Origin of the sequence: Brucella ciceri (genome assembly GCF_041930145.1) — a bacterium.
Classification (GTDB): domain Bacteria; phylum Pseudomonadota; class Alphaproteobacteria; order Rhizobiales; family Rhizobiaceae; genus Brucella; species Brucella intermedia.
This window is the reverse complement of the sequence record NZ_JBHEEV010000001.1, coordinates 627702-651458: the sequence shown is the minus strand read 5'-3', so window position 1 is coordinate 651458 and position 23757 is coordinate 627702. Positions and strand designations below refer to the sequence as shown.

Genomic DNA, 23757 nt, shown 5'->3' with positions numbered 1-23757 from the left:
ATCGGGTTCTGCATGAGGTAAAATTCGACCGTGTGACAAATCTCTTCACTTTGATCTATCTTGACATTCAACCTACTGGAAGGTAGGTACTGAGTATGAGCAATTTGTCCACCACTTCCGATGATATTCTCGCATGCGCCAAAACCTTGATCATGTCGGGTGGGTATAATGGATTCAGCTACGCGGATATCGCCAGCGTCGTAGGCATTCGCAAGGCCAGTATCCATCATCACTTTCCGAGCAAGGTCGATCTGGTAAAGGCACTAATCGTGCGACATCGTGAAGATACAGAAGCAGGTTTTGCCAATCTCGAGAGCAAAGTCGATGATCCGCTGGAGCAACTGCAGGCTTATACTCAATACTGGAGTGCGTGTATCACGGACGGGAGTGCGCCATTCTGTGTAGGGGCGCTTCTGGCAAGCGAAATTCCTATATTGCCACAGGAACTCGCTTCTGAGATTCAAAACTATTTCAGATCGTTATCGAGATGGTTGACATCAGTCCTCACACGCGGCGCAAGACAGGGCCGCATTCGCTTGATCGACTCCCCTGACATCGAGGCAGAAGCTTTTGCTGCTACCGTTCACGGAGGGATGTTGTCAGCGAGAGCCCACAGCGATCCGAAGATGTTTTCGCTTATAGTTGAACCAATGCTTCGCAGACTGGCTGCGGCACAGTGATTTCGATCAAAGCCTGATCATGCTCTGTAGTCAGGCTATCAATTGGCAGGGAGGCGAATGCGGCGACCCCGTTATCCAGCCTGCAGCCATCATCGCATTGATATTTCGAAACATGCCGGGCGCAGGCAATGCCTGGAATGAATATCGAAATGTTGTGTGCCTGTTTCTGGAATGTCGCTGTCACGACGGTGCTTCTCGTCGGCCAGTTGTCGAAATGGCGAGGGAATTTTGGGAAGGATGACTGTGGTGAATGTGGATGGATGCTATCAGTATGTTTTGAATGGTTAATCGACCGTCCTGATCAATGAACTAGGTTTTATTCTAAAACCTATCTATTAGTAGGTTGTTATATTTACAGGAGCTTTGGTTATGTTTGGAATTTCCCCGCTAGGCTGGATGCACACGATCGGCAGTTTGCCTGCCATTCCCCTGGCCATCTACATGTTCGTCCGCTACGGGCGAATTTTGCCCGGGTCAAAATCCGGAGGTCTTTATTTTGTCTCGATGCTCATAGGTGCTGGCACAACATTTCTCGTTGCACGCCAGCAGGTCAGCTATGTTATCGGTGCTGCGACGATAGTTCTGCTCATTGCCGGTTATTCAATCGGTTACAGTTCAATCTTTGGTCGTGCGACCCGCTATCTGGAAACAGTCTTTTTAAGCTTGACTGCCTTCCTGCTAATAGTGCCGGCGGTAAGCGAGGTATTGCGGCGCGTACCAAATGGTCATCCATTTGTGACCGATCCCAAATCCCCGTTGTTGCTGGGCGCGCAGGGCAGTCTTTTGATCATCCTCATCATAGGACTGACAGCTCAGCTTATCTATCTGAAAAAACAAAACAACCGGTGATCGCGCGGACGGCATATTTCTCCTATCCAAGCAATGAGGTTCAAAGACCCCGTGGAATAATGAGCTCCGTCGGTATCATTTCGGGCTGGTCGGTCGTTTGTGCAGGCTCATCCAGAAGCTCGAAGGCGCGTTCGATCATTGCCTGAACATTTTGCCGGGCCATCACGACCGGGAAGTGGAGAACCTCAATGAAGGGGTCCCAGTCGAAACACCCGATGGAGCACTCCCGGACCTCGTCAACCGGCAGTGTCTTGAGAAAACTGACGATACCCTCAAAGGGGCTCGTCGAGTTAACGAAAAGCGCCTCCGGCAGGCCGTTAAGTTCACCGTAAACTGCGCGGATTGCACTTGCGGCATTTTCGGGATCGTAGCCATTCGTCGTGATTGTTCCGCCGCGAACCGGAAGGTTCAGCGCAGCCAGTTCATCCTTATACCCGCGCACACGTGCGCGCGTGTTGTGGTCACTATCCACGCCACCGATGAAGTAGAAGCTGTTTTCCGTTCGATGAGACCTGCGGCTGGCAATCTGGCGGGTCAACTGTCGGGCGCCGTCATAATTGTCGCTGATCACGGACGCGCCGTGTTTTCCCGGAAGGTCAACATTGATATGCTTCAGGTGAGCCTTTTCGCACAGTTCCGCGACACTGTCCGGATCGGTTGCGCCTGCTATCAGCAGGGCATCGATGTTGTGAGCAATCAATGTTTCCACAGTGCTGCGTTCCTGCTGCGGATCGCGCAATGTGCTGGCAACGACCGGAACAAGATTCCGGGAGCGGGCTACCGCTTCGAAGGACGCCGCCATCGAGCTGAAATATCGATTGTCCAGTATCGGCAAGATCATGCCGATCAAGCCGGAGTTGGATATGCGTAATCCGCGCGCTTGAAGGTTGGTCGTATAGCCGAGTTCACGGGCTATTACTCTTACTCGGTCCGCCGTTGCTTTATTTATCCTGCGGTTTTCCCACGAACCATTCATGACAGAAGCAACGGTCGACGGAGATACTCCAGCTCTTTCCGATATGTCGTAAATGGTTACTTTCCGGGGAGTGCTCATTAAGCCTGCTTTTCATGTGGGTAGAAGTTCGATCTTAGCGGTCTGTCACCACCCGCTGCAAGTGGGAGCAGGTGCGAATCCGGTGTGTTCCTCTGGCATTTTCCTCTTGACCGGATACCGCATGTCGAGCAATGATCGTGTTGCACTATCGATGGTGCAGTGTGACGACAAGCCGAGAGGAGCGGTGCGCACATGCCGAGGGCGGGGAAGAGCCTTCGATTCATGCACAACAATCCTCGTCAGCAGCGCTCGATTTGATTGGCGTACCGCGATGCGGTGTGCCGTCAGAATGATCGGAACTTTGTGGAGTAGAAGGTCGCTATCGGGAGAACATTCAGGGTGGAATAGCGAGGCGAAGTTCGTCTGTAAGGTTGCGAAACAACAAAATTAAAACCCAACGGGAGTGAGACATGAAGAATCTGTTTGGTAAGGCAGCTTTTGCTGCGGTGATGCTGTCCTCTTTTGCGAGCGGTGCTCAGGCAGAAGTGAAGGACGCAGTGGTCGGCTTCTTGATGCCGGATCAGGCATCCACCCGTTATGAAGAGCGTGATTATCCGGGCTTTGCCGCCGAGATGAAGAAGATCTGCGAAAGCTGCAAGGTGCTTTATCTCAATGCCGATGGCGATGCGAGCAAGCAGCAGCAGCAGTTCAACTCGGTCATTTCGCAGGGCGCGAAGGTGATCGTGCTCGATGCGGTTGACACGGCGGCGGCAGCCTCGCTGGTCAAGCTGGCCCAATCCCAGGGTATCAAGGTCATCGCCTATGACCGTCCGATCCCGGATGCGACCTCCGATTTTTACGTGTCGTTCGACAATGAAGCCATCGGCAAGTCGATTGCCGATTCGCTGGTCAAGCACCTGAAGGACAAGGGTGTACCGGGCGACAAGGGCGGCGTCCTGCAGATCAATGGTTCGCCAACCGATGCCGCAGCCGGTCTCATCAAGAACGGTATCCATGCCGGACTGAAGGACAGCGGCTACAAGACGCTTGCCGAATACGATACGCCCGAGTGGGCACCGAGCAAGGCACAGCAGTGGGCCAGCGGCCAGATCACTCGCTTCAACGACCAGATCGTCGGCGTGGTGGCTGCCAATGATGGCACCGCTGGCGGCGCGATTGCAGCCATGAAGGCGGCTGGTATCGATCCGCTTCCTCCGGTCACCGGCAATGATGCGACGATTGCAGCGCTCCAGCTCATCATTTCGGGCGATCAGTACAATACGATCAAAAAGCCGTCGGAAATCGTTGCTGCGGAAGCCGCACGCGTCGCGGGCCAGCTTCTGAATGACGAAACCCCGAAGGCAGAAGCCACGCTCTACAACACGCCGTCGAAGCTTTTCGTTCCAGTGGTCGTGACGGCTGACAATCTCAAGGCTGAGATCATCGACAAGAACATCGTTTCGGCTGAAACCCTGTGCGTCGACCGCTATGCCGAAGGCTGCAAGAAGCTCGGCATCACGAAGTAGGCAACGATACGCCCGGCCGGTTATCCGGTCGGGCAGTTTGATGTGCAATGGCGTATCCTGCAATATGCCAGGGAAAGTGAGATCATGTCCCAAGATCACGAAGCCGCTGCGTCGTCGCGGCAGCCAGTGCTGCGTCTAAGCGGCATATCCAAGAATTTCGGTGCCGTTTCAGCGCTGACAGATATCGATCTGGAAGTCTTTCCGGGCGAAGTTGTCGCTCTTGTCGGCGACAACGGCGCGGGGAAGTCCACGCTTATCAAGACGCTGGCGGGTGTGCATCAGCCCACGTCCGGCACAATCGAATTCAATGGCGAGAAGGTTGTGCTTTCCTCGCCGGGCGTTGCGCTCGATCTCGGCATTGCGACGGTCTTTCAGGATCTGGCGCTGTGCGAGAATCTCGACGTGGTCGCCAATATTTTCCTTGGCCGCGAAATGAGCCCCTATCGGCTTGACGAAGTATCCATGGAGATCAAGGCGTGGAAGCTTCTGAACGAGCTTTCCGCCCGTATTCCGAGTGTACGCGAGCCGGTCGCCTCCCTTTCTGGTGGCCAGCGCCAGACGGTCGCGATCTCGCGCTCGCTGTTGCTTGATCCCAAGCTCATTATGCTCGACGAACCAACTGCAGCACTTGGCGTTGCGCAGACCGCTGAGGTTCTCGATCTTATCGAGCGCGTTCGTGACCGTGGGCTCGGTGTCTTGATGATCAGCCACAATATTGAAGACGTTCGTGCTGTCGCGGACCGTATCGTCGTGCTGCGGCTTGGCCGAAACAATGGTGTTTTCTACCCGGATTCCTCAAACGAGGAGCTGGTCGCAGCTATCACCGGCGCAAGCAGCAATTCCGTTTCCCGCCGTGCCGAACGGCGTCAGGCGCAGCATGAAACCGGTCAGGTCCATGATCGGGGAGAAGCATAATGAACCAGGCAACCGGAAATACCCCTCTCGACCGGCAGGATACCCGCGTGCGCCATGACGAAGGCGTTTCAGGCGCGCTGCGCAATTTCTTCGACCGTGTTCGCTCGGGCGATCTTGGATCACTGCCGGTCATCGTCGGCCTCGTCATCATCTGGACCGTCTTCCAGACATTGAACCCGGTTTTCCTGTCGAGCAACAATCTCGTCAACCTGCTGTTCGACTGCTCGACCATCGGCGTCATTTCGCTCGGTATCGTCTGCATCCTGATGCTGGGCGAAATCGACCTTTCAGTCGGCTCGGTCAGCGGTCTTGCTTCGGCAATTGTCGGCGTGCTGTGGGTCAATCATGGCTGGCCGGTCGGGATCGCAATGCTGGCAGCGCTCTGCACCGGCGCGCTGATCGGCCTGCTTTACGCATTCCTCTATAATCGCTTCAGCATGCCAAGCTTCGTTTCCACGCTGGCTGGCCTGCTGGCAGCGCTTGGCCTGCAGCTTTATCTCCTGGGCAATACCGGCTCGATCAATCTGCCTTACGGCTCCTGGCTCGTGAGCTTCGGCCAGCTTCTGGTGATGCCGCGCCCGCTTTCTTATGCGCTGGTGCTAATTGCCGGACTTGCAATCTTCTTCACCGGGTTCCGTTCCGCGCAGCGCCGCCGCGAAGCCGGTCTGTCGGCACCGTCGTCGGCCGGGATTGCGCTCAAGGCCATTGTCATCACGGTCATTGTCGGTGGTGCAGTATTCTATCTCAACCAGTCGCGCGGCGTGCCATGGATGTTCGGCCTGTTCGTGGCTCTGGTGATCGCGATGAACTACGCACTCACCCGCACCAAATGGGGCCGCGCCATGCAGGCCGTTGGCGGCAATCGTGAAGCTGCGCGTCGCGCTGGCATCAATGTGAAATTTATCTATATGTCGGCTTTCATGACCTGTTCGGTTCTGGCTGCCGCAGGCGGCATTCTGGCCGCAGCTCGCCTTGCTTCTTCCAGCCAGCAGGCAGGCACTGGCGACGTCAACCTGAACGCGATTGCAGCAGCGGTCATCGGCGGCACTAGCCTCTTTGGCGGACGTGGCAGCGCCTGGTCGGCTCTACTTGGCATTATCGTCATCCAGTCGATTGCCAGCGGTTTGACGCTGCTCGATCTGTCATCGTCGCTTCGCTACATGATTACTGGCGCTGTGCTCGCCATCGCCGTGATTGTCGACTCCCTTGCCCGCCGCTCGCGCCAGTCGCACGGTCGCGCCTAAAACTTTAAGGACTGAAAAATGGCTCAGGATCTCAATGGAAAAGTCGGCGCCGTTACCGGTGCTGCCTCTGGCATCGGCTTCGAATGTGCAAAGCACATGTTAGAAGCGGGAATGACGGTGTTTCTCGTCGACCGTGACGAGAAGGCGCTTAATGAAAAATGCGCCGAGCTCGGCGATAAAGCCAGGCCGCTGGTCATTGATCTGCTCAATCCGGCATCAGTCGCCACCATGATGCCGCAAATACTCGACCAAGCGGGCAAACTCGACGTATTTCACGCCAATGCGGGTGCCTATATTGGCGGACCTCTTTGGGAAGGCGACCCGGATGCATGGGACCGCATGCTGAACCTCAACATCAACGCGGCTTTCCGCACCATTCATGCGGTTCTGCCACATATGATGGAACGAAAGACCGGCGATATCATCATGACAAGCTCTGTCGCAGGTGTCGTACCGGTCATCTGGGAGCCTATCTATACCGCATCCAAACATGCCGTTCAGGCTTTCGTTCATACGGTTCGCCGTCAGGTTGCCCCGCACGGTATCCGCGTTGGTGGCGTTCTGCCGGGTCCGGTGGTTACCGCACTTATTAGCGACTGGCCGAAGGCAAAGCTGGATGAAGCGCTGGCTAATGGCAGTCTGATGGAACCGAAGGAAGTTGCGGAATCGGTGATGTTCATGCTGACCCGCCCGCGCAACATTACCATTCGCGATCTGGTCATTCTTCCACAAAGCCTCGATCTGTAAATGGGAGCGACCATGACCAGCTATTATCTGGGCGTCGATGTCGGCACCGGCAGCGCTCGCGCCGGTCTTTTCGACGCCAGCGGTACCATGCTTGCTTCGGCCAAGCGCGATATCACCATCTGGCGTGAGGCGGGCAGCATTGTCGAGCAGTCGAGCGCCAATATCTGGCAGGCTGTTTGCGAAAGCGTGCGCGAAGCCGTCAAGACTGCCAATGTTGATCCGACTGACATTGCCGGTATCGGCTATGACGCGACATGTTCGCTGGTTGTGCTGGGTGAGGGCGGCAAGTCGCTTGCAGTCGGTCCGTCCAACGATCCAGCGCGCGACATCATTGTATGGATGGATCATCGCGCTGTTGGCCAGGCAGAACGCATTAATGCGACCAAAGCCAAGGTTCTCGACTACGTTGGCAGCGCTATTTCCCCCGAGATGGAAACGCCGAAGCTGTTGTGGCTCAAGGAAAACAAGCCGGAAACCTTCGCTGCTGCATGGCAGTTTTTCGATCTTACCGATTTTCTCACATGGAAATCTTGCGGCAGTCTTGCCCGTTCGGCCTGCACGGTCACCTGCAAATGGACCTATCTCAGTCATGAAAAGCGCTGGGATGAGACCTTTTTCCGTGAAGTGGGCCTTGGCGAACTGGCGGACGAAAATTTTGTCCGCATCGGTACGGACGTTCGACCCGGTGGCGAGAGTCTTGGCGGCTTGAGCGAACAGGCCGCAGCAGAACTCGGTCTTATGCCGGGCACAGCTATTGCCGCTGGCCTGATCGACGCTCATGCGGGCGGGATCGGCACGGTCGGGGCACGCGGTCCGGAGGGCCGGATATTGTCGCGCATGGCCTATGTGTTTGGCACGTCGGCCTGCACCATGACGACAACCGAACAGCCGGTTTTCGTGGATGGTGTATGGGGTCCGTATTATTCGGCGATGGTTCCGGGCCTGTGGCTTAACGAGGGAGGACAATCGGCAGCGGGTGCAGCTATCGATCATCTGATCCACATGCATCCTTTCGCGAAGGAAGCGGAAGAGCAGGCAAACGCCCAAGGCAAGGGGCTGGTCGACATTCTTGCCGCAGAAGTCGACGCGAGGGGAGGCTCAGAAGAGGCAGCTGCCATCATTGGCGACATTCACGTCGTGCCGGAGTTCCTCGGTAATCGTGCACCGTTCGCGGACCCTGATGCGCGCGCAATCATTGCCGGGCTCGATCTCGATGCCGGGATCGACAGCCTTACGGCACTTTATTTGGCCGGGCTGTGCGGCCTCGGCTATGGTGCGCGGCAGATCGTGGAGGCCCAGAAAGCAAAGGGTATCGCGACCGATACTATCGTCGTCTCGGGTGGGGCTGCACGTTCGCATCTGGTGCGACAGGTGCTTGCCGACACGACCGGTCTTGTCATCGCCGCCTCCACTTCGCCCGAACCTGTTCTGCTCGGCTCTGCCATGCTGGGTGCCGTCGCGTCGGGAGCTTACCCTGATCTTGCATCGGCCATGGACGCCATGTCGGAACTAGGAGAAGTTAACAGGCCGGATGCCGGGCTGGCCAGATGGCACGACCAGCGTTTCGAGGCTTTCACACTTTTGCAGGCAGCCGCTCGCAAAATCCGCGTGGTTCAACTGAGGTAGATTGTTCCCGGCACGCAGGCAGTTCCGGTTGCATGCTCTGCGGTCGGGTCTGACAGTTCGGACGACAGCGAACATTGAAGACTGTACACGCAGAAATGGACGCTTCTTCACGTCCAGGGCTTCGACAGCAGGCTGTCCGTCTTGCGGGGCTGCTTGTCAACTCAGGTCGCTTCTCAATGATCTTTGCTATGCCAGGCGCATTGCCAAGGGACTGAACAATCTTCTTGAGATACGAAAGCGTTTCAAGGATGACTTGCTGCGAAGCCTCCCCGAGATGTTTGACGAGGATACTGCGCTGGTAGCCATCTAAGGCAGGACGGAAATGCCGATTTCAGTTCGAGCCATGGCCGGATTTCAACCATCGCCAATTTCCCAGACTGCAGCGCCGGCAAGCATGCCGGCACCGGCGGCTGAAAGAAGTAGCCGTTCGCCTGACTGAAAAGGCTGCGATTTCGATGCCAGTGATAGCGAGAGCGGGATCGTCGCCGCCGACGAGTTGCCGAACACGCCAATCGATCTGGCGGCAATCGAGGCAGGCAGGTGCAACTGGTCGCAAACCGTGTCGATGATCCGCGCATTGGCCTGATGGGGAAAGAACCTGTTCACATCGGAGGCAGTAAGCTTTGCCTGTTCAAGCGCGTCGGTTGCGCAACGCAACATCATACGAACGGCCTGCGTAAAGACGGCCTTGCCGTCTCGCATGGTCATTCTTGTCTCGCCAGCGGGAATGGAAATCAGCCCGTAATTTCCTCCATCGGACATGAGCGCCGACCCACGCAGTCCAGCATGTGGATCGTTCGATGGTGCAAGCAGGACTGAACCGGCGGCATCGGCAAAGAGAATTGCTGTGTTGCGCTCCTCCATACTGACCCGGCGGCTCAATATATTGGCTGCCACGACCAGAACTGGCTTGCGGAAGTTTTTGACAAAGCCGTCTGCCAGAACAAGCGCATAAAGGAACCCGGAGCAAGCGCCTGCAAGATCGATCCCGCCGCAGTTTTCCAGCCCCAGCTTGTGAGCGAGAAGCGGCGCGGAAGGTGGCAGGAGATGATCGGGCGTTGATGTCGCGAGAATGACAAGCGCCACCGAATTGTGCGGGACACCGGCATCCTGGAGAGCCATTTCTCCCGCCTTCATAGCCATGTCCGTTAGAGTTTCATCCGGTGCCGCCCAACGCCGCTCGCGAATGCCGGTGCGCCTTTCGATCCAGCCAGTATCCAGTCCGAGATGCTGCTCCAGTTCCTCATTAGCAACTCGGCGGTCTGGCACGTAATGGCCGAAACCCGCCATACGGCTCGAGATACTCATCGCGCTGCCGTCTCAATCATATCGGCCGCCGCATGAATCGCGTCATAGGCAAGGTCCAGATCAAGTGGCGTTACGCAATAGGGGGGCATCAGATAGATCACGTTGCCGAGCGGACGCAGAAGCACACCCTGTTTGCGGAAGAAGGATTTCAATTGCGGCCCAGCATCGGAAAGGTAGCCGGTTTTTTTGACCGCGAGATCAAGGGCGGCAATGGTTCCTTGCTGGCGAAAATTGGTGAAACGAGGATCATCCTGAAAACGCGATAGCCTTTCCGAGTGCAATTGCCCCAATGTCCTGATGCGATCCGCGACGGGTTCCGTTTGCCAGACTTCTATATTTGCAAGTGCTGCCGCGCAGGCAATCGGATTGGCCGTGTAGGAACTGGAATGAAAGAATGTGCGGCTGCGGTCTTTCGAAAAATGCGCATCGAAGATTTCAGCCGTGCTGAGCGTTGCGGCTAGCGGAAGAGCGCCGCCGGTAATGCCTTTGGAAAGGCACAGAATATCTGGCGAGGTGGATGCCTGCTCGCACGCGAACATGGTGCCCGTGCGTCCCCATCCTGTCATCACTTCATCGGCGATTAGTAGTGTTCCGTATTGTTTCGTGATCCGCCGGAACTCGGTGAGCAGGTGAGGAGGATAGATTTTCATTCCACCTGCACCCAGAACAAGCGGCTCCAAGAGCAGAGCGGCAACTTTGCCACTCCGGCAGAAGTGCTCCAGCGCGTCGAGTGCTTCCTGCTCCCGCCCCACCGATGGAAACGGAATGGTGTCGACCTGAAACAGCAGGGGGGCATAGGCGGAGTTGAACACACCGCGCGCACCGGTGGACATGGTGCCAATCGTATCGCCGTGATAGCTATGCTCCAACACTGCGATGCGTGAACGCGGTTTGTTTCTATTGTGATAGAAGCCGAGTGCCATCTTGATAGCGACTTCGACTGCTGTGGAACCGCTGTCGGAATAGAACACATGGGCGAGGCCTTGCGGGGTGAGTTTGACCAGTTCTTGCGCCAGCTTTTCTGCCGGTTCGTGAGTGAATTCGGCAAAGATGATCTGATCGAACTGGTCCAATGCGTCCCGGATCGCCGCCATGATCTTTGGGTGACGGTGCCCATGTGTAATCACCCACCATGACGATATGGCATCCAGCACCGAACGGCCGGTTTCATCCTTTAAATAGGCACCGTCAGTTTTGACGATCCTGCGGAAAACCGGATCTGTGGCGTGCTGGGTGAAGGGATGCCAGACAGGAGACGAACGTCCGGTCATTAGGAAGCCTCGTAAAAAACGTTCATATTGAAATGCTCGCGAAACGCATGGCGGAGCGTGTCCGGATCAAGATTCGCAAGGCGGGGCAGTCGTCCCAGTCTGCGAACGCCGCTCAGTTCCGGGATTATCTGCTCGGTATCTGGTTGAGGATCGCCGATGAAGGCAATACCGAGCACGGGGATACTGCGCCGGTTCAACGCTTCAAGCGAAAGCAGTGTATGATTGATGGTGCCGAGGCTGGTTCTCGCACAGAGGATGATCGGCTTTTGCCAGCGCGCAAAAACATCAATGAATGTCGTGTAGCGTGTCAACGGTACATGCAATCCGCCTGCGCCTTCGATCACCAGAGGTGCATCGACCGATGGTACCTCGAGTGACTCCGCATCAATCTCCACACCGTCGATTTGCGCGGAAAGATGCGGCGAAGCAGGCGTATTAAGGCGCCAGCATTCCGGGATGATGTTCTGGCGTGAAAGTCCGGCAAGCTGAACAACGGTTTCGCTGTCGGTTGCTTCTTCCAGCCCCGACTGAACCGGCTTCCAGTAATAAGCACTGAGCGCGCCCGCGAGTGCTGCAGAAAACACGGTCTTGCCGATACCTGTATCGGTTCCGGTAACGATAAAAGCGCAGTTCATATCATTTCCTCTGCCATGATCGTGGCAAGGTGTTCGAACATGCGCGTTATCGTGGGTTCATCGACATTGAGCGTGATGGTGATGCGCAGGCGCGCCGTGCCGGCGGGCACAGTGGGCGGGCGTATGGCGCGTATGTCGAAGCCGTCGGTCTGCATGCGATGTGCAATGCGCAAGGTGCGGTCGGCATCGCCAATGACGAGCGGCAGTATCTGCGTCCCGCTGCCGGCTTTGCCGAGTCGATCGGCGAATTGCGCATTGGCGAATGCGATAAGCCGGTGCAATTCGGGCCGACGATGTTGTTCGGCGATCATGGTTTTCAGCGCAAGCCGCGTTGCGGATACTTGCAAGGGCGAAGGTGCGGTCGAATAGATGAATGGCCGTGCACGATTGACGAGAAAATCGCGAAGGACCGGATCTCCTCCAACCAGCCCGCCGGAACTGGCCATTGCCTTGCCGCAAGTATGTAACGTGATGATGTTCTGTCGGTTTCCCAGTCCGGTAGCAAAACCGCGTCCGTCCGGCCCGTGCACGCCCGTCGCATGGGCTTCGTCGATGAAAAGAAAAGCGTCGTAGTGGTCTGCTATCTCGATGAGATCGGAAAGCGGCGCGATGTCACCATCCATAGAATAGAGGCTTTCTACCACAATCCACGGGGTGCCGCGTCCGCCCTTTTTGCGCCATGTGCAGATTGCTCTATCGAATGCATCTGTATTGTTATGCGGGATGGAAACGGTTTCGGCCTTTCCGGCCCGCATGCCTTCACGTGCGCTGGCATGGATCAGTTCGTCATAGACAATCAGATCGCCGCGTAACGGCAAAGTCGAGAGAACTGCTAGATTTGCCGTATACCCGTTATTGAAATACAGCATTGAAGGTGCACGAAAACAGGAAGCAGCTTCAGCCTCCAGAAGTTCGTGTTCCGGGTGATTGCCGCGCAACAGCCGGGAGCCGCCAGACCCGGTGGTAAGGCCGTTCTCCAGCTCGGCAATCAATGCATTACGGATCGACGGCGATGCGGCAAGACCCAGATAGTCATTCGAGCTGAAATCCGCACCTCTGTTATCGGCAAGTGCGCGCAGATGCTGCCGCCGCTGTAAGTTTTTCAACTTCGCAGCGTAACGGGCCAACGGGTTGGTGCTCATGCATGGGCATCCAGTGCATCGGCGGTCAGGCCAAGCCGTCGCATGAGGCTTGTGTCGCGATCTTCACCCGGATTGGCGGCGGTCAGCAGCATGTCGCCAATAAAGATCGAATTTGCGCCTGCGAAAAAGCATAGTGCCTGCATTTCATCGCTCATTGAACTGCGTCCCGCTGTCAGCCGGACATGCGATTGCGGCATCATCAGGCGGGCAAGGGCGATGATGCGGACAAAGGCGATAGGATCGACGGGCGATGCTTTCTCCAGCCGCGAACCGGGCATCGGGATCAGCATATTGATTGGCACGCTTTCCGGTGGGATGGGCAAATTTGCCAGCGTCACCAGCATATCGACGCGGTCGTCTTCGGTTTCTCCAAGGCCGAGAATGCCGCCGCTGCAAACCTTGATCCCTGCTTCCCGGACATGGGTGAGCGTTTCCAGTCGATCGTCGAAACTGCGCGTCGTGATGACCTGCGGATAAAACCGCTCCGACGTATCGATATTGTGGTTGTAATAATCGAGCCCAGCCTCTGCAAAGGTCTGCGCCTGATCCGGGCTCAACATGCCCAGCGTCATGCAGGTTTCCAGACCAAGCGCTTTCACCTGTTTGACCATCTCGACAATCGCGGGCTCATCCCGCGTCTTCGGGCTGCGCCAGGCCGCACCCATGCAATAGCGGGTTGCGCCGCTATCCTTTGCCTTCTGCGCTTCCTCGAGGACTGTATCCAGACTCATCAATCTGGAAGCTTTGAGACCCGAAGCGTGATGTGCCGACTGGCTGCAATAGCCACAATCTTCCGGGCAGCCGCCCGTCTTGATGTTGAGCAGTTTGCTGAGCTGAACGCGGTTCGGATCGAAATTGGCACGATGAACGCTCTGTGCCTCCAAAAGAAGATCGTTGAACGGAAGTTCATAGAGCAGACGCGCGCTTGCGCGCGTCCATGCATCCTGCTCCGATTTGGACGCCGTTTTCTCAGCGCCTTCCGGGTTCGATTGCACCGTATTGAGCATGCTTTCTCCATTTTATCTATAAAAATAGAAAGAATCTATGTAATATAGATTATCTTTATGTGAACCGGTGACTCAAGCTAAAATATTATAGATAATTATGGAATGTGTATAATGATGCACTGCGTTGTGACTGTGCCAGAACGCAAAACGCCGCGATCATTGGATCGCGGCGCTATGAAATCAGCGGGTTGGAGAAGTCTGCAAAAGCCTGTTGCGGCGCGGCCGGTTATCCGTCTGAATGCGCGAGCTGCGCTTCAAGATGCTCATCACGAAGGCGATGACGCCCCAAAGGCAACATGATCGGTCGACCGGAAGTTGGATCGGTCATGATACGGCTTTCGAGATGAAATACCTCACGAACATTTTGTTCTGTCAGCACGTCGTCGGGCGTTCCGGTTGCGTATAGTCGCCCGTTAGCCATTGCGACCAGAAAATCCGCATAGCGGGCGGCAAGATTGAGATCGTGCAAAACCATGACGACTGTGGTTCCCCGCTTCTGGTTGAGATCTGTGAGCAGATCCAGAACTTCAATCTGGTGACTGATGTCGAGAAAGGTTGTCGGTTCATCCAGCAGGAGAATATCGGTCTGCTGCGCCAGTGCCATCGCAATCCATACGCGCTGGCGCTGGCCGCCTGAAAGTTCATCCACTGGCCTGTCGGCCAGTTCGGTCGTCTTGGTTACTTCAAGTGCCGTTGCGATCGCTTCGTCATCTGCCCGCGTCCATTGCGAGAATACGCCGTGATAGGGGTTTCGACCTCGACTGACCAGATCGGCAACCAGTATGCCCTCCGGCGCTATCGGCGATTGGGGCAGCAGGCCGAGCGTTTGTGCCAGTTGCCGGGAGGGAAGCGTGTGGATCGACTTGCCGTCAAGCAGTACTTCCCCGTGTCGTGGTGCAAGAAGTCGCGACATAGTGCGCAGCAAGGTAGATTTCCCGCAGGCATTTGCTCCAACGATTGCTGTTACCTTGCCGGAAGGCACCTGAAGATCGAGACTATCCAGCACAAGCCTGTCACCATAGCCAGTGGTCAGCTCACGCGCGATGAGGGTGTGATCGGTCATAGGGATGCCCCGCTGCGGTTGACGCGTATGATGAGGTAGATGAGATAAGGAGCGCCCAGAACTCCGGTGACGACGCCAACCGGATAGCGGCCGGGCAGCAGGAACTGTCCGCAATAATCGCCGGCGAGGACTAGTATGGCTCCAATCAGGGCAGACGGGACGAGCAGGGAACCGTTATTACCGATGACACGTGCTGCAATGGGGCCGGACAGAAAGGCGACGAAAGCAATGGGGCCGGAAACGGCCGTGGCAAAAGCTATCATGCCGACGGCGGCAATGATTATAACAATCCGGGTTCGCCCCACATTGGTTCCCAATGCTGCGGCGCTGTCGTCGCCCAGCCGCAATGCTTCGAGATCGCGCGACCGGCTCAAAAGCAAACCGCCGAAAACGACCAGCGCGACCAGAAGAGGAAACATCTGGTCCAGCCTTGCGCCGTTGACGCTGCCGGTGAGCCAGCGCATGGCTTCCTGCAGGCTCCAGGCGGGCGCGTTTGAAAGAATATAGGCAATGACACTTTCGAGCATCGCCGAAACACCGATCCCAACGAGGATAAGACGGGTTCCGGCGACCCCGTTCCTGAAGGAAAGACCATAGACGGCAAGCGCTACGGCGAGGCCAGCCACAACGGCAAAGATTGAAACAATGGGGCCGTTTAGCGACAGCACAACGATTGCAAAAACAGCCGCAGCGCTTGCCCCGGAACTGATTCCGATAATGTCAGGGCTTGCAAGTGAATTGCGCAGCATAAGCTGGAATGCGACACCGCCAAGGCCGAAGCTCAGCCCTGCTAGCACGGACAGGACGGCGCGCGGCAGGCGCAACTTCCCGACCGTGAAGCTTGCTCCCTGAACGTTTTCGCCCAGGAGTACCCGGACGACATCTTTTGGCGGCGTGAACGATTGGCCCAGCATCAAAGTGAGGAGGAAGAGGGCGACGAGAATGACCAGAAGAAGACCGATGACAAGATTGCGCTTGCGGGTGCGGCTGCGACGGTTCCGGGCGATAAGATCGGCGGTGGAATGCAGCATGATCACAACTCGCGAACCCGTTGGCGCCTGACAATCCAGATGAAGAACGGCGCACCGATCAGGGCGGTGACGATCCCGACATCGAGTTCGGCAGGGCGGGCAACGAGGCGTCCGGCAATATCTGCAGCAAGCAGGAGGCAGGCTCCGCTGAGGGCCGAGAATGGCAATAGCCAGCGGTGATCGACCCCGACCAGGAGGCGGCATATATGCGGCACAACTAAGCCCACGAATCCTATGGGACCGCAGATGGCGGTGGTTGCACCACACAGCAGAATTGCGCCGAGCGCCGCAACAGCGCGAGCAATGGCGACCTTTTCTCCGAGCCCGGCGGCAAGTTCATCGCCGAGTGCCAGGGAGTTCAGTTTGCGCGCCGATAGAAAGCTGACAACGAAACCGACAGCGAGAAATGGCAGCACATAAGCGAGCCGGTCGAAAGTCGCACCTCCAACGCCGCCGATCTGCCAGGCGCGAATGCCGCCGGCAATATCGTTGCGGGGCAGCACGATGGCGATAACCAGTGAGGAAAATGCTACCGACGTGGCTGCACCGGCCAGCGCGAGCTTGAGCGGTGTTGCGCCACCACGGCCAAGCGATCCGACCATATAGACGAAGACGGCGGCGCAACCGGCACCGAATATGGCTGCCCAGATATAAGCTGGTGCGGAAACGATGTTGAACCACGCAACGCCGATGACGACGGCAAGCGATGCGCCCATATTGACGCCCAGAATGCCGGGATCTGCCAGCGGATTGCGGGTAATGCCCTGCATAATGGCGCCTGCCAGACCGAGCGCTGCTCCGGCGAGAAGAGCGAGCAAGGTGCGCGGAATGCGCATGGCGACGGCGGCCTGTCCGATGGTGTCCATATGACCACGCAGGGCCGCAACAATGTCAGGCCATGGCACTTCACGCGTGCCGAGCGACACGGACAGAACACAAAGGGTCACGAGGAGAAAGACGACCGCGCCGAGCCAGCCGGTCCTCGCTCTGTTGGACCGATATATGGTGATTGGCTGGCTTGAACGCCGGATGCGGGCGACGGTCATTTTGCTTTATCGGCCGCGCCGGCAAGAAGGGCGACATAGTCCTTCAACACCCAGGAAATGGAAAGCGGTGTGGGATTGGCCGCTGTCCCGAGAGGGTTTTTGCCCAGCATGACCACTGCATTATTTTCGACCACTGGCATGCTGGCGAGAAGTGGATTGCGCTTCATGGCGTCTAGCAATTCCTGACTGCCATAGGTTACGACGATGTCCACGTCATCGAACATGTCGACACGCTCGGCGCTGATGGAGCCGGAGAACTGGCCCGGTTTGGAGGCGTTGACCACACTTTTGGGTGAGTTCAGGCCAAGGTCCGTGAAGAATCTCACCCGCGTGTCGTTAGTGGTGTAGAAATTGACCGTGCTCAGGTCCGTCGTATCGAGATGCGTGACGAACATAGCCGACTTGTCTTTGAGATGCGGATACTGGTTGACCGTCTCGGCAATCTCGCCTTCGATCTTTGCAATCAGCGCTTCGCCTTCTTCCGCCATGCCCATGCCAGCGCTGTTGAGGCGGATCATGTCGCGCCAGTCGGTGGACCATGGCGCTTCCGGATAGGCGACAACCGGAGCGATCTGGCTGAGCGTATCGTAATCCGACTGGCTGAGGCCGGAATAGGATGCAAGGATGACATCGGGCCGCGTTTCCGCCACGGCCTCGAAATCGATCCCGTCGCCTTCGTCGAAGAGAACCGGTGTATCCGTGCTAAGTTCCTTCAGCTTTGCTGCCACCCAGGGCAACAGTCCGTCGTTGTCGTCATCACCGAAATTGGCGCGCGCAAAACCGACCGGCACCACGCCGAGCGCAAGAGGAACCTCATGATTTGCCCACGCGACAGTGACGATCCGCTCCGGCTTTTTCTCGATTGTCGTCGTGCCAAAGGCATGTTTGATAACAATCGGATAAGTCGCTTTTGCGCCGGCCTGTGCGCTTTGCGGCGCAGTGATCGCAAATGAGGCCAGGGCAGCGAAAAATAGAGAGCGAATGGACCACGTCATCCGGCGCATTCTCCTTGCATGTAAAGTGGCCTTTCACTGTCAAGTTAAGACCCTCACGTCAAGGCCGAAGCACGCGCCTCGATAAAGCTGTTGCGAATTAACCGTGACTTCCTACAAAAAAGCAGTTTTCTACAATACTGGACAACGCTTATCAAGTTAATGGCGATCCGGGGACAATTTCAGTTTACCGACAGTCGATGACCGGACGCGTCCGGTCTTTGAAAGGCTGGAATCGCAAGGCTGGCCAACATCCCCACGATTTGAAAACCGTCGCCGAAGGCGGCCGCCGCAAACTGCATATCGGACCTGACCATGGACACTGAAAAGACTGCTGAGACGAAGAAGATCACGCGGGTCCGCTACCGCAGGGCAATTCTTCTGGGGTGTACGGCGCTGGTCGTATCCATGCCCGATCTGGCTTCGGCGCAGCAAGCGGCAACGGGGGAAACGACCACGGTGCTCAAGACCATCACGGTCAATGGCTCCGGCGGAAGCGACGACGATTCCAAATCAATCGTCGCAACGCGCACAACCGGCGGCGGCAAGATGGCGGCGGATATCATGGACACGGCAGCTTCCGTATCGGTGATCACTGCCAAGGAAATGCAGGAACGTAACGCCCAGACTGTCGAGCAGGTTCTGCAATATACGGCAGGCGTGTCCACCAATTTCTACGGATCGGATGATCGGTTCGACTTCTTCCAGATACGCGGCTTCGACGCCAACACCTATCGCGACGGGCTTACGCTTGGCCGCCCCTTTGGGGGTGTGCGGGAGGAGCCCTATGCATTCGAACGTATCGAAGTGCTGAAAGGCGCCAGTTCCACGGCCTTCGGTGTTTCCGATCCCGGCGGCATGGTCAACTATGTGACCAAGCGACCGAAAACGGAGCGCTTCGGCGAAGCTTATGTTACGGGCGGGTCCTTCAATCATAAGGAAGTCGGCTTCGATTTCGGCGATAATTTGACCGGCGATGAAACGCTTTCCTATCGTCTTACCGGCAAGTTCAAGGATGCCGATGCCGAATATGATTATTCGCGCGATGATGAAAAGTTCATCATGGGCGGCCTGACCTGGCGTCCGAGCGATGCGACCAATCTGACGGTGATCTTTGATCATCTTCACCGTAATGGCGTGCCCGGAAGCGGGGGCCATCCGGTCGGCACCAATTTCAGCAGAAGCCGCTTTTTTGGAGAGCCTGACTTCAATTATCGCGGTACCGACCGGAATACCGTCAGCGCCATGTTCGATCATGACTTCGGCAATGGCCTGACGTTGAGCGCAAACGGACGTTACAGCAATCAGGATACCGATTTCGGCTATGCCTATATTTCTGCGACGCCGACCGATGGCTCAACGATTGCCCGGCGCGATTTCTTCGGGAACGAATCCTCGGCCGAGAATTTCGTGGGCGATGTGAATCTCAAATATGAAACCAGCTTCGACCGGTTTGAAAGCCGGACGATGGCGGGCATCGAGTACAACAATTATTCGGCGACCAACAAGACACTCTGGGGTCCAGCACCAGGCATAGACTGGACCAACCCGGTCTTTACCGGTGCCCCGGTTGGTCTGCCGCTCATCGGCAATACGTCGACCCGGCAGAAGACCAGGGCAATCTATTTCCAGGAAGATTTGACATTCGCAGAAAAGCTGATCGCCAGTGTTGGCCTGCGCAATGATTGGCTCGACCTGTCGCAGACGAACAATCTCAGCAACAAGACGACAGATGGTGATCTGAGCGAGTTCACCAGCCGCTTCGGCCTCACCTATCGGGTGACCGATGAATGGGCGGTTTATACGAGCTATGCTGAATCGGTCGCGCCCCCGGCCATCGGCGTCGATCCTGAGCGGGGTGAACAGATCGAAGTCGGGGTGAAATACCAGCCGACCGCATTTCCGGCCCTGTTCACCGCTTCTGTTTACGACCTGACCAAGAACAATATTTCGGTCAACGATCCCATTACGCTTCAGCCATCCACGATTGGCGAAGTTCGCGTTCGCGGTATCGATCTGGAAGCCAAGGCCGAGCTGACGAACAATCTCAACCTGATCGCGGCCTATTCCTATATGGACCCGGAGATCGTCGAGAACGGCACTGGCGGCAATGAGGGCAACCGTCCGCAGTTTGTTTCCAAACACCTTGCGTCGCTTTGGGCGAACTACAAGATCGAGGGCAGCGGTCGTCGTGGCGACATGACGTTCGGCGTTGGTGGCCGCTATATCGGCGCCTATTACTTTACGCCGGACAATACGTCGGGCACGAGCGGTAATGTGGTGTTCGACGCCGCGTTTACCTATGAGTTTCTCGATAACTCGGCGTTGCAGGTCAATGTCAGCAACCTGTTCGACAAGAAATATGTCGCCTATGGCGGCTTTGGAGCGGATTTCTACAATCCGGGCCGGGAGATCACCGCGACGCTGCGCCGAACGTGGTGAGTGAGCGGTTCCGTCAGTAAAGGCAGCGGAGCCTCAACCGGGAACAGCTAGCGTTTGGACTGGAAACGCCGCCACGCGGCGGGCGTTTCACCAACGACCTGCCGGAAAGCCTTGGTTAGATGGGCCTGATCGGTAAAACCGAGCTGGGCCGCGATGCCGGCGACAGTCATGTCGCTTTCCGCCAGCAATTGCTGCGCCCGATCGATGCGCTTCGCCATCTGCCATTGCAATGGTGTCTTGCCGGTCGTCTGCTTGAAGACATTGGCGAACCAGCTTTCCGACAGACCGACGGCTGCGGCCATTTCGGCAACACTCAACCGGCGGTCGCTGCAGCTGTCGAAACGCGCATTGAGCCTGTTCATCTGCGCCATGGTTAGGCGTCCATAACCCTGCCTGTTGTCTTCCCCGGGTATATCGAGAAGGCCGGTCAGAATGCTGCCAATGAGGTTTTCAGCATAAAGCCCGTGTTTCGTTGGATTGGCTGTCTCGTCGACGATCAGGCGGGCAAGCGTTTCTATGGCGCCGAGGTCCTGAATTTCCACCGGGCTGCGCATGGCGGCCATCGCCATGGATGCACCAAGCGTGGGGCTCAGATATTTGAGCAGCCGGTCCTTGTGGAAATGCAGGTTCAGATGTGAAAAACGGTGGAGCGAAACGGTATTCGTCCACATCGGGACGCCAGCGGGGATGTAGATCGCCCGCGTCATCGGGCGATGGTGCTGGGAGCGGTGATGCTGGGTAAAGACACCGCTATCGTTCGATATGCGAATGTTGGACGAAACATCCTGGAAGAAAATCATGATGCGGGGATCGTGCGACAGGAAATAGCCGTTGGCTCCCGTCTGGCTTTCAGCCTCCCAATAGACGCTCACCAGCCCATCCAGCACACGCCATTGAACCGGCGCAACCACCCGGATGCCTTCGGCCTGCCAGATCATCGAATGCCAGAAGCCCAAAACGTTCCGATCCGTGTGCGCAGCGTTTCGTTGAAATTCCGGCTCGTCTGCCGGAAGTGTTTCGTGGATATGCGCCAACATATCAATGCATTAATATGACTAAAATTATCATCTTTTGCGGCTATGGCAAGCCAATTCTACCGAAAATGCTGTGAGGCGTTGCCCCTCATTTCACTCCAGGTCTTCCTGCTCGAAATGCTGGCTCACGTGAATATCCGTTGTTTCCAGACGTCCGGGGCCGAGATTGACGAATTTGTGCGGTATGTTTGCCGGACCGAATACAACCTGGCCTTCTGATACCTCCATCTTTTCGTCGCCGACCATGAACAGCGCATTTCCCTGACGAACGATGAAAATCTCGTCATAAGGGTGCTGGTGCAGTTTGGGACCATGCCCGACAACATCGGTCGAGAAGAATATGATCGACGCATCGGTACCAAATCTCTTGCCTTCGACGCGGCCGGACCACGCATCGTCGCGCCTCGCCCAGTCTTCTCTTTTCAAGACAACGGCTTGTTTCGTCAAAATGGTTCTCCCGGCTTTTCGATGCGCTTGAATTTCGACCCTGCTGTTGCAGCATGTCCCCGTAGGGAAGGAAGGTCAGATTCTAACGAGGCCGGAGCGCTTCAACAAGCCCATCAGGATCAGCGGCAGAAGTGTGGTGATAAGGATGGCGATGAATGCCATGGCCATGCCGAGCCCGACAGAGCCCTGCTCGAACTGACGCCAGATGAAGATCGAGATTGTCTGCATGCCGACCGGAGCGACCAGTATGGATGCGACCAGCTCACGCGTGGCAATGGCAAAGACGAGCAGCATGGCCGTTATGAGGCTTGGCGCGATCAGCGGCAGCATGATGCGCCGGAAAGCTGTGAAGCTGTTTGCGCCGCACACACGCGCCGCGGCTTCCAGATTGTCGCCGATCTGGTGGAAGGCAGCGGATGCATAGCGGATCGGCTGCGGCAGAAGAATGCAGCAATAGGCAAGCAGCAGGATCAGCGGTGTGTTGTAGGGCGAGACGGGCAGGGCGGGCTGGTTCCAGGCCAGAATGAGTCCGACCGCGACGACGACGCCGGGCAAGGCATTGGGCAGGACAGTCAGTATGTCGAGCCAGAAGCGCCCGCGAAAACGCATCTTCACGACGGCATAGGCGGCGACCGCGCCGAGAAGCCCGGTCAGGAGAGCGCTTGCGACGCCGAGCGAGAGGCTGTTGACGAGCGCGCGCATGCCGCCTGCGCTGTTTTCGGCAATGGCGGCAAAATTGTCGAAGCCGAGGTTCGACGGCACCAGCCCGCCGGATACGGTCTTGGAAAGAGCGGTCGCCAGAATGGCCAGCAGGGGAACGCCCGTTGCAGCGAAGGCAACGAGGGCGAAGAGAGCGACCACGGGAATGGTGAGCGCTCCGAGCGGACGCTTGTCCTTTGCCTGTGGCTTGCCGCCGGTCGTCACATAGGACCGGCGCGTCAATATCCAGCGTTGGACCAGAAAAGCCGCCAGCGACAGGCAGACGAGCGCCAGCGAAAAGACGGCAGCACCCGCAAGGTCGATGGGCCAGTCGGAAATGCGAAGATCGATCTCCGTCACCAGCACTTCAAAGCCGGAACGGCGTCCAAGGGCTGCCGGGGTGCCATATTCCTCGATGGCTGCGGCGAAAACGAGCAAAAGGCTTGCCGCAAGGCCCGGTGTCGCCAGTGGCAGGGTGATGCGGAAGAAGGAGCGCCACGGCGAGGCGCCGAACACGCGACCGACATCGGAATAACGTGCGCCGACCGCTTCAATCGTGCGCGATACCGCAAAATAGACGAGCGGAAACGTGTTCAGCGCCATGACGAAGCTCATGCCGGCGACCGAAAACAGAAAGGGCGCCAGATTGAAACCGATGAGTTGCTCGAGATAGCCGCGCGGTTGCAGCGTCATGATCCAGCCAAGCGTGGCGATATAGGGCGGGATCATGAAAGGCACGAGCATCAGCACGTCCCACAGGACGGCAAAAGGCACCTTGTAGAGCGCGCGGAAAACGGCGAGCGGAACGGCGATGAAGGCGGAAAGCACGACCACCGAAAGCCCCAGCAGCACTGTGTTGCCGCTCATGCGCAAAAGCTTCGGGTCTTCAAACAGGGCCGGGAGATGCAGGAAAGGCTCGGCCAGCGAGCCTCTCCCCAGTTGCGGAAAGACAGCCTGAAGAACGATGAAGACAAACGGTACCGCGACGATGAAAGCGAGCCCGGCAACCGCAACGAACCCGAGCGGATTGCGAGCCGCCGCACCGCCTGTCTTCATGTC

At 57.0% G+C, this 23757-nt stretch carries 21 protein-coding genes; 8 read left to right on the top strand and 13 right to left on the bottom strand.

The genetic code is table 11. The annotated features are described in order from the left end of the window. Window positions 1-95 precede the first annotated feature (95 nt). Together JNC63_RS02945 and JNC63_RS02940 are read left to right on the top strand one after the other, a co-directional pair. Entirely contained in the window at window positions 96-680 is a 585-nt protein-coding gene (locus JNC63_RS02945; RefSeq protein ID WP_006468276.1) for a TetR/AcrR family transcriptional regulator, read from the top strand. A gap of 369 nt (window positions 681-1049) precedes the next feature. Continuing rightward, window positions 1050-1529 carry a hypothetical protein gene (locus JNC63_RS02940; RefSeq protein WP_006472044.1) on the top strand — a complete coding sequence of 160 codons (480 nt, stop codon included), beginning with the start codon at window positions 1050-1052 and terminating at the stop codon, window positions 1527-1529. 40 nt (window positions 1530-1569) lie between these two features. Here the strand turns inward: JNC63_RS02940 and JNC63_RS02935 are convergent, their stop codons facing one another. After that, the gene (locus JNC63_RS02935) at window positions 1570-2370 is read right to left on the bottom strand and encodes a substrate-binding domain-containing protein (RefSeq protein ID WP_374846114.1); all 801 of its coding nucleotides are present in this window, start codon (window positions 2368-2370) and stop codon (window positions 1570-1572) included. 623 nt (window positions 2371-2993) lie between these two features. Between JNC63_RS02935 and JNC63_RS02930 the strand changes: the two genes are divergently transcribed. The 5 genes from JNC63_RS02930 (at window position 2994) to JNC63_RS02910 (ending at window position 8581) form a co-directional block, all read left to right on the top strand. Next, the gene (locus tag JNC63_RS02930) at window positions 2994-4049 is read left to right on the top strand and encodes an ABC transporter substrate-binding protein (protein ID WP_006468279.1); all 1056 of its coding nucleotides are present in this window, start codon (window positions 2994-2996) and stop codon (window positions 4047-4049) included. Between the two features lie 84 nt (window positions 4050-4133). Further along, window positions 4134-4964: an ATP-binding cassette domain-containing protein gene (locus JNC63_RS02925; RefSeq protein WP_374846109.1), complete on the top strand. Its 831-nt coding sequence runs from the start codon at window positions 4134-4136 to the stop codon at window positions 4962-4964. Beyond that, a complete protein-coding gene (locus JNC63_RS02920; RefSeq protein WP_006468281.1) occupies window positions 4964-6208 on the top strand; it encodes a sugar ABC transporter permease in 1245 nt (414 codons plus the stop codon). Before JNC63_RS02925 ends, JNC63_RS02920 begins: the two co-directional genes overlap by 1 nt. A gap of 18 nt (window positions 6209-6226) precedes the next feature. Then, the gene (locus JNC63_RS02915; RefSeq protein ID WP_006468282.1) at window positions 6227-6955 is read left to right on the top strand and encodes an SDR family oxidoreductase; all 729 of its coding nucleotides are present in this window, start codon (window positions 6227-6229) and stop codon (window positions 6953-6955) included. Window positions 6956-6967: 12 nt separating this feature from the next. Next, complete coding sequence (locus JNC63_RS02910) at window positions 6968-8581, top strand: FGGY-family carbohydrate kinase (RefSeq protein WP_006472047.1); 1614 nt, start codon at window positions 6968-6970, stop codon at window positions 8579-8581. A gap of 354 nt (window positions 8582-8935) precedes the next feature. Here the strand turns inward: JNC63_RS02910 and JNC63_RS02905 are convergent, their stop codons facing one another. The 9 genes from JNC63_RS02905 to JNC63_RS02865 form a co-directional block, all read right to left on the bottom strand. Then, complete coding sequence (locus tag JNC63_RS02905) at window positions 8936-9889, bottom strand: beta-ketoacyl-ACP synthase III (RefSeq protein WP_006468284.1); 954 nt, start codon at window positions 9887-9889, stop codon at window positions 8936-8938. Next, window positions 9886-11160: an adenosylmethionine--8-amino-7-oxononanoate transaminase gene (locus JNC63_RS02900; RefSeq protein WP_006468285.1), complete on the bottom strand. Its 1275-nt coding sequence runs from the start codon at window positions 11158-11160 to the stop codon at window positions 9886-9888. Before JNC63_RS02900 ends, JNC63_RS02905 begins: the two co-directional genes overlap by 4 nt. Next, window positions 11160-11795, bottom strand: a complete 636-nt coding sequence (bioD, locus tag JNC63_RS02895; RefSeq protein ID WP_006468286.1) for a dethiobiotin synthase — start codon at window positions 11793-11795, stop codon at window positions 11160-11162. The genes JNC63_RS02900 and bioD overlap by 1 nt, the downstream gene beginning before the upstream one ends. Continuing rightward, window positions 11792-12937, bottom strand: coding sequence for an 8-amino-7-oxononanoate synthase (locus tag JNC63_RS02890; RefSeq protein WP_006468287.1), 1146 nt, complete (start codon window positions 12935-12937; stop codon window positions 11792-11794). The genes bioD and JNC63_RS02890 overlap by 4 nt, the downstream gene beginning before the upstream one ends. Then, window positions 12934-13944, bottom strand: a complete 1011-nt coding sequence (bioB, locus tag JNC63_RS02885; protein ID WP_006468288.1) for a biotin synthase BioB — start codon at window positions 13942-13944, stop codon at window positions 12934-12936. The genes JNC63_RS02890 and bioB overlap by 4 nt, the downstream gene beginning before the upstream one ends. Before the next feature lie 226 nt (window positions 13945-14170). Next, complete coding sequence (locus JNC63_RS02880; protein WP_006472049.1) at window positions 14171-15007, bottom strand: ABC transporter ATP-binding protein; 837 nt, start codon at window positions 15005-15007, stop codon at window positions 14171-14173. After that, complete coding sequence (locus tag JNC63_RS02875; RefSeq protein WP_006472050.1) at window positions 15004-16038, bottom strand: FecCD family ABC transporter permease; 1035 nt, start codon at window positions 16036-16038, stop codon at window positions 15004-15006. Before JNC63_RS02875 ends, JNC63_RS02880 begins: the two co-directional genes overlap by 4 nt. A 2-nt stretch (window positions 16039-16040) precedes the next feature. Further along, window positions 16041-17084, bottom strand: a complete 1044-nt coding sequence (locus JNC63_RS02870; RefSeq protein WP_006468290.1) for a FecCD family ABC transporter permease — start codon at window positions 17082-17084, stop codon at window positions 16041-16043. Beyond that, complete coding sequence (locus JNC63_RS02865; RefSeq protein ID WP_006472051.1) at window positions 17081-18079, bottom strand: iron-siderophore ABC transporter substrate-binding protein; 999 nt, start codon at window positions 18077-18079, stop codon at window positions 17081-17083. Before JNC63_RS02865 ends, JNC63_RS02870 begins: the two co-directional genes overlap by 4 nt. 312 nt (window positions 18080-18391) lie before the next feature. On the opposite strand from JNC63_RS02865, the gene JNC63_RS02860 reads away from it, so the two are divergent. After that, complete coding sequence (locus JNC63_RS02860; protein ID WP_006468292.1) at window positions 18392-20518, top strand: TonB-dependent siderophore receptor; 2127 nt, start codon at window positions 18392-18394, stop codon at window positions 20516-20518. A 47-nt stretch (window positions 20519-20565) separates the two neighbouring features. Here JNC63_RS02860 and JNC63_RS02855 read toward each other — a convergent pair whose 3' ends face one another. From JNC63_RS02855 to JNC63_RS02845, 3 genes are all read right to left on the bottom strand, one after another. Continuing rightward, window positions 20566-21474 carry a helix-turn-helix domain-containing protein gene (locus JNC63_RS02855; RefSeq protein ID WP_198510844.1) on the bottom strand — a complete coding sequence of 303 codons (909 nt, stop codon included), beginning with the start codon at window positions 21472-21474 and terminating at the stop codon, window positions 20566-20568. A 171-nt stretch (window positions 21475-21645) separates the two neighbouring features. Beyond that, window positions 21646-21999, bottom strand: a complete 354-nt coding sequence (locus tag JNC63_RS02850; RefSeq protein WP_006468293.1) for a cupin domain-containing protein — start codon at window positions 21997-21999, stop codon at window positions 21646-21648. 75 nt (window positions 22000-22074) lie between these two features. Next, the gene (locus JNC63_RS02845) at window positions 22075-23754 is read right to left on the bottom strand and encodes an ABC transporter permease (protein WP_006468294.1); all 1680 of its coding nucleotides are present in this window, start codon (window positions 23752-23754) and stop codon (window positions 22075-22077) included. Window positions 23755-23757 lie beyond the last annotated feature (3 nt).

What these genes read in the sequence shown, in the direction of transcription:
- JNC63_RS02880 (WP_006472049.1), bottom strand. Translation starts at nt 15,007, where the DNA reads ATGACCGATCACACCCTCATCGCGCGTGAGCTGACCACTGGCTATGGT.
- JNC63_RS02940 (WP_006472044.1), top strand. Translation starts at nt 1,050, where the DNA reads ATGTTTGGAATTTCCCCGCTAGGCTGGATGCACACGATCGGCAGTTTG.
- bioB (WP_006468288.1), bottom strand. Translation starts at nt 13,944, where the DNA reads ATGCTCAATACGGTGCAATCGAACCCGGAAGGCGCTGAGAAAACGGCG.
- JNC63_RS02890 (WP_006468287.1), bottom strand. Translation starts at nt 12,937, where the DNA reads ATGAGCACCAACCCGTTGGCCCGTTACGCTGCGAAGTTGAAAAACTTA.
- JNC63_RS02870 (WP_006468290.1), bottom strand. Translation starts at nt 17,084, where the DNA reads ATGACCGTCGCCCGCATCCGGCGTTCAAGCCAGCCAATCACCATATAT.
- JNC63_RS02860 (WP_006468292.1), top strand. Translation starts at nt 18,392, where the DNA reads ATGGACACTGAAAAGACTGCTGAGACGAAGAAGATCACGCGGGTCCGC.
- JNC63_RS02930 (WP_006468279.1), top strand. Translation starts at nt 2,994, where the DNA reads ATGAAGAATCTGTTTGGTAAGGCAGCTTTTGCTGCGGTGATGCTGTCC.
- JNC63_RS02915 (WP_006468282.1), top strand. Translation starts at nt 6,227, where the DNA reads ATGGCTCAGGATCTCAATGGAAAAGTCGGCGCCGTTACCGGTGCTGCC.
- JNC63_RS02925 (WP_374846109.1), top strand. Translation starts at nt 4,134, where the DNA reads ATGTCCCAAGATCACGAAGCCGCTGCGTCGTCGCGGCAGCCAGTGCTG.
- JNC63_RS02920 (WP_006468281.1), top strand. Translation starts at nt 4,964, where the DNA reads ATGAACCAGGCAACCGGAAATACCCCTCTCGACCGGCAGGATACCCGC.
- JNC63_RS02945 (WP_006468276.1), top strand. Translation starts at nt 96, where the DNA reads ATGAGCAATTTGTCCACCACTTCCGATGATATTCTCGCATGCGCCAAA.
- bioD (WP_006468286.1), bottom strand. Translation starts at nt 11,795, where the DNA reads ATGAACTGCGCTTTTATCGTTACCGGAACCGATACAGGTATCGGCAAG.
- JNC63_RS02875 (WP_006472050.1), bottom strand. Translation starts at nt 16,038, where the DNA reads ATGCTGCATTCCACCGCCGATCTTATCGCCCGGAACCGTCGCAGCCGC.
- JNC63_RS02905 (WP_006468284.1), bottom strand. Translation starts at nt 9,889, where the DNA reads ATGAGTATCTCGAGCCGTATGGCGGGTTTCGGCCATTACGTGCCAGAC.
- JNC63_RS02865 (WP_006472051.1), bottom strand. Translation starts at nt 18,079, where the DNA reads ATGACGTGGTCCATTCGCTCTCTATTTTTCGCTGCCCTGGCCTCATTT.
- JNC63_RS02910 (WP_006472047.1), top strand. Translation starts at nt 6,968, where the DNA reads ATGACCAGCTATTATCTGGGCGTCGATGTCGGCACCGGCAGCGCTCGC.
- JNC63_RS02935 (WP_374846114.1), bottom strand. Translation starts at nt 2,370, where the DNA reads ATGATCTTGCCGATACTGGACAATCGATATTTCAGCTCGATGGCGGCG.
- JNC63_RS02845 (WP_006468294.1), bottom strand. Translation starts at nt 23,754, where the DNA reads ATGAAGACAGGCGGTGCGGCGGCTCGCAATCCGCTCGGGTTCGTTGCG.
- JNC63_RS02900 (WP_006468285.1), bottom strand. Translation starts at nt 11,160, where the DNA reads ATGACCGGACGTTCGTCTCCTGTCTGGCATCCCTTCACCCAGCACGCC.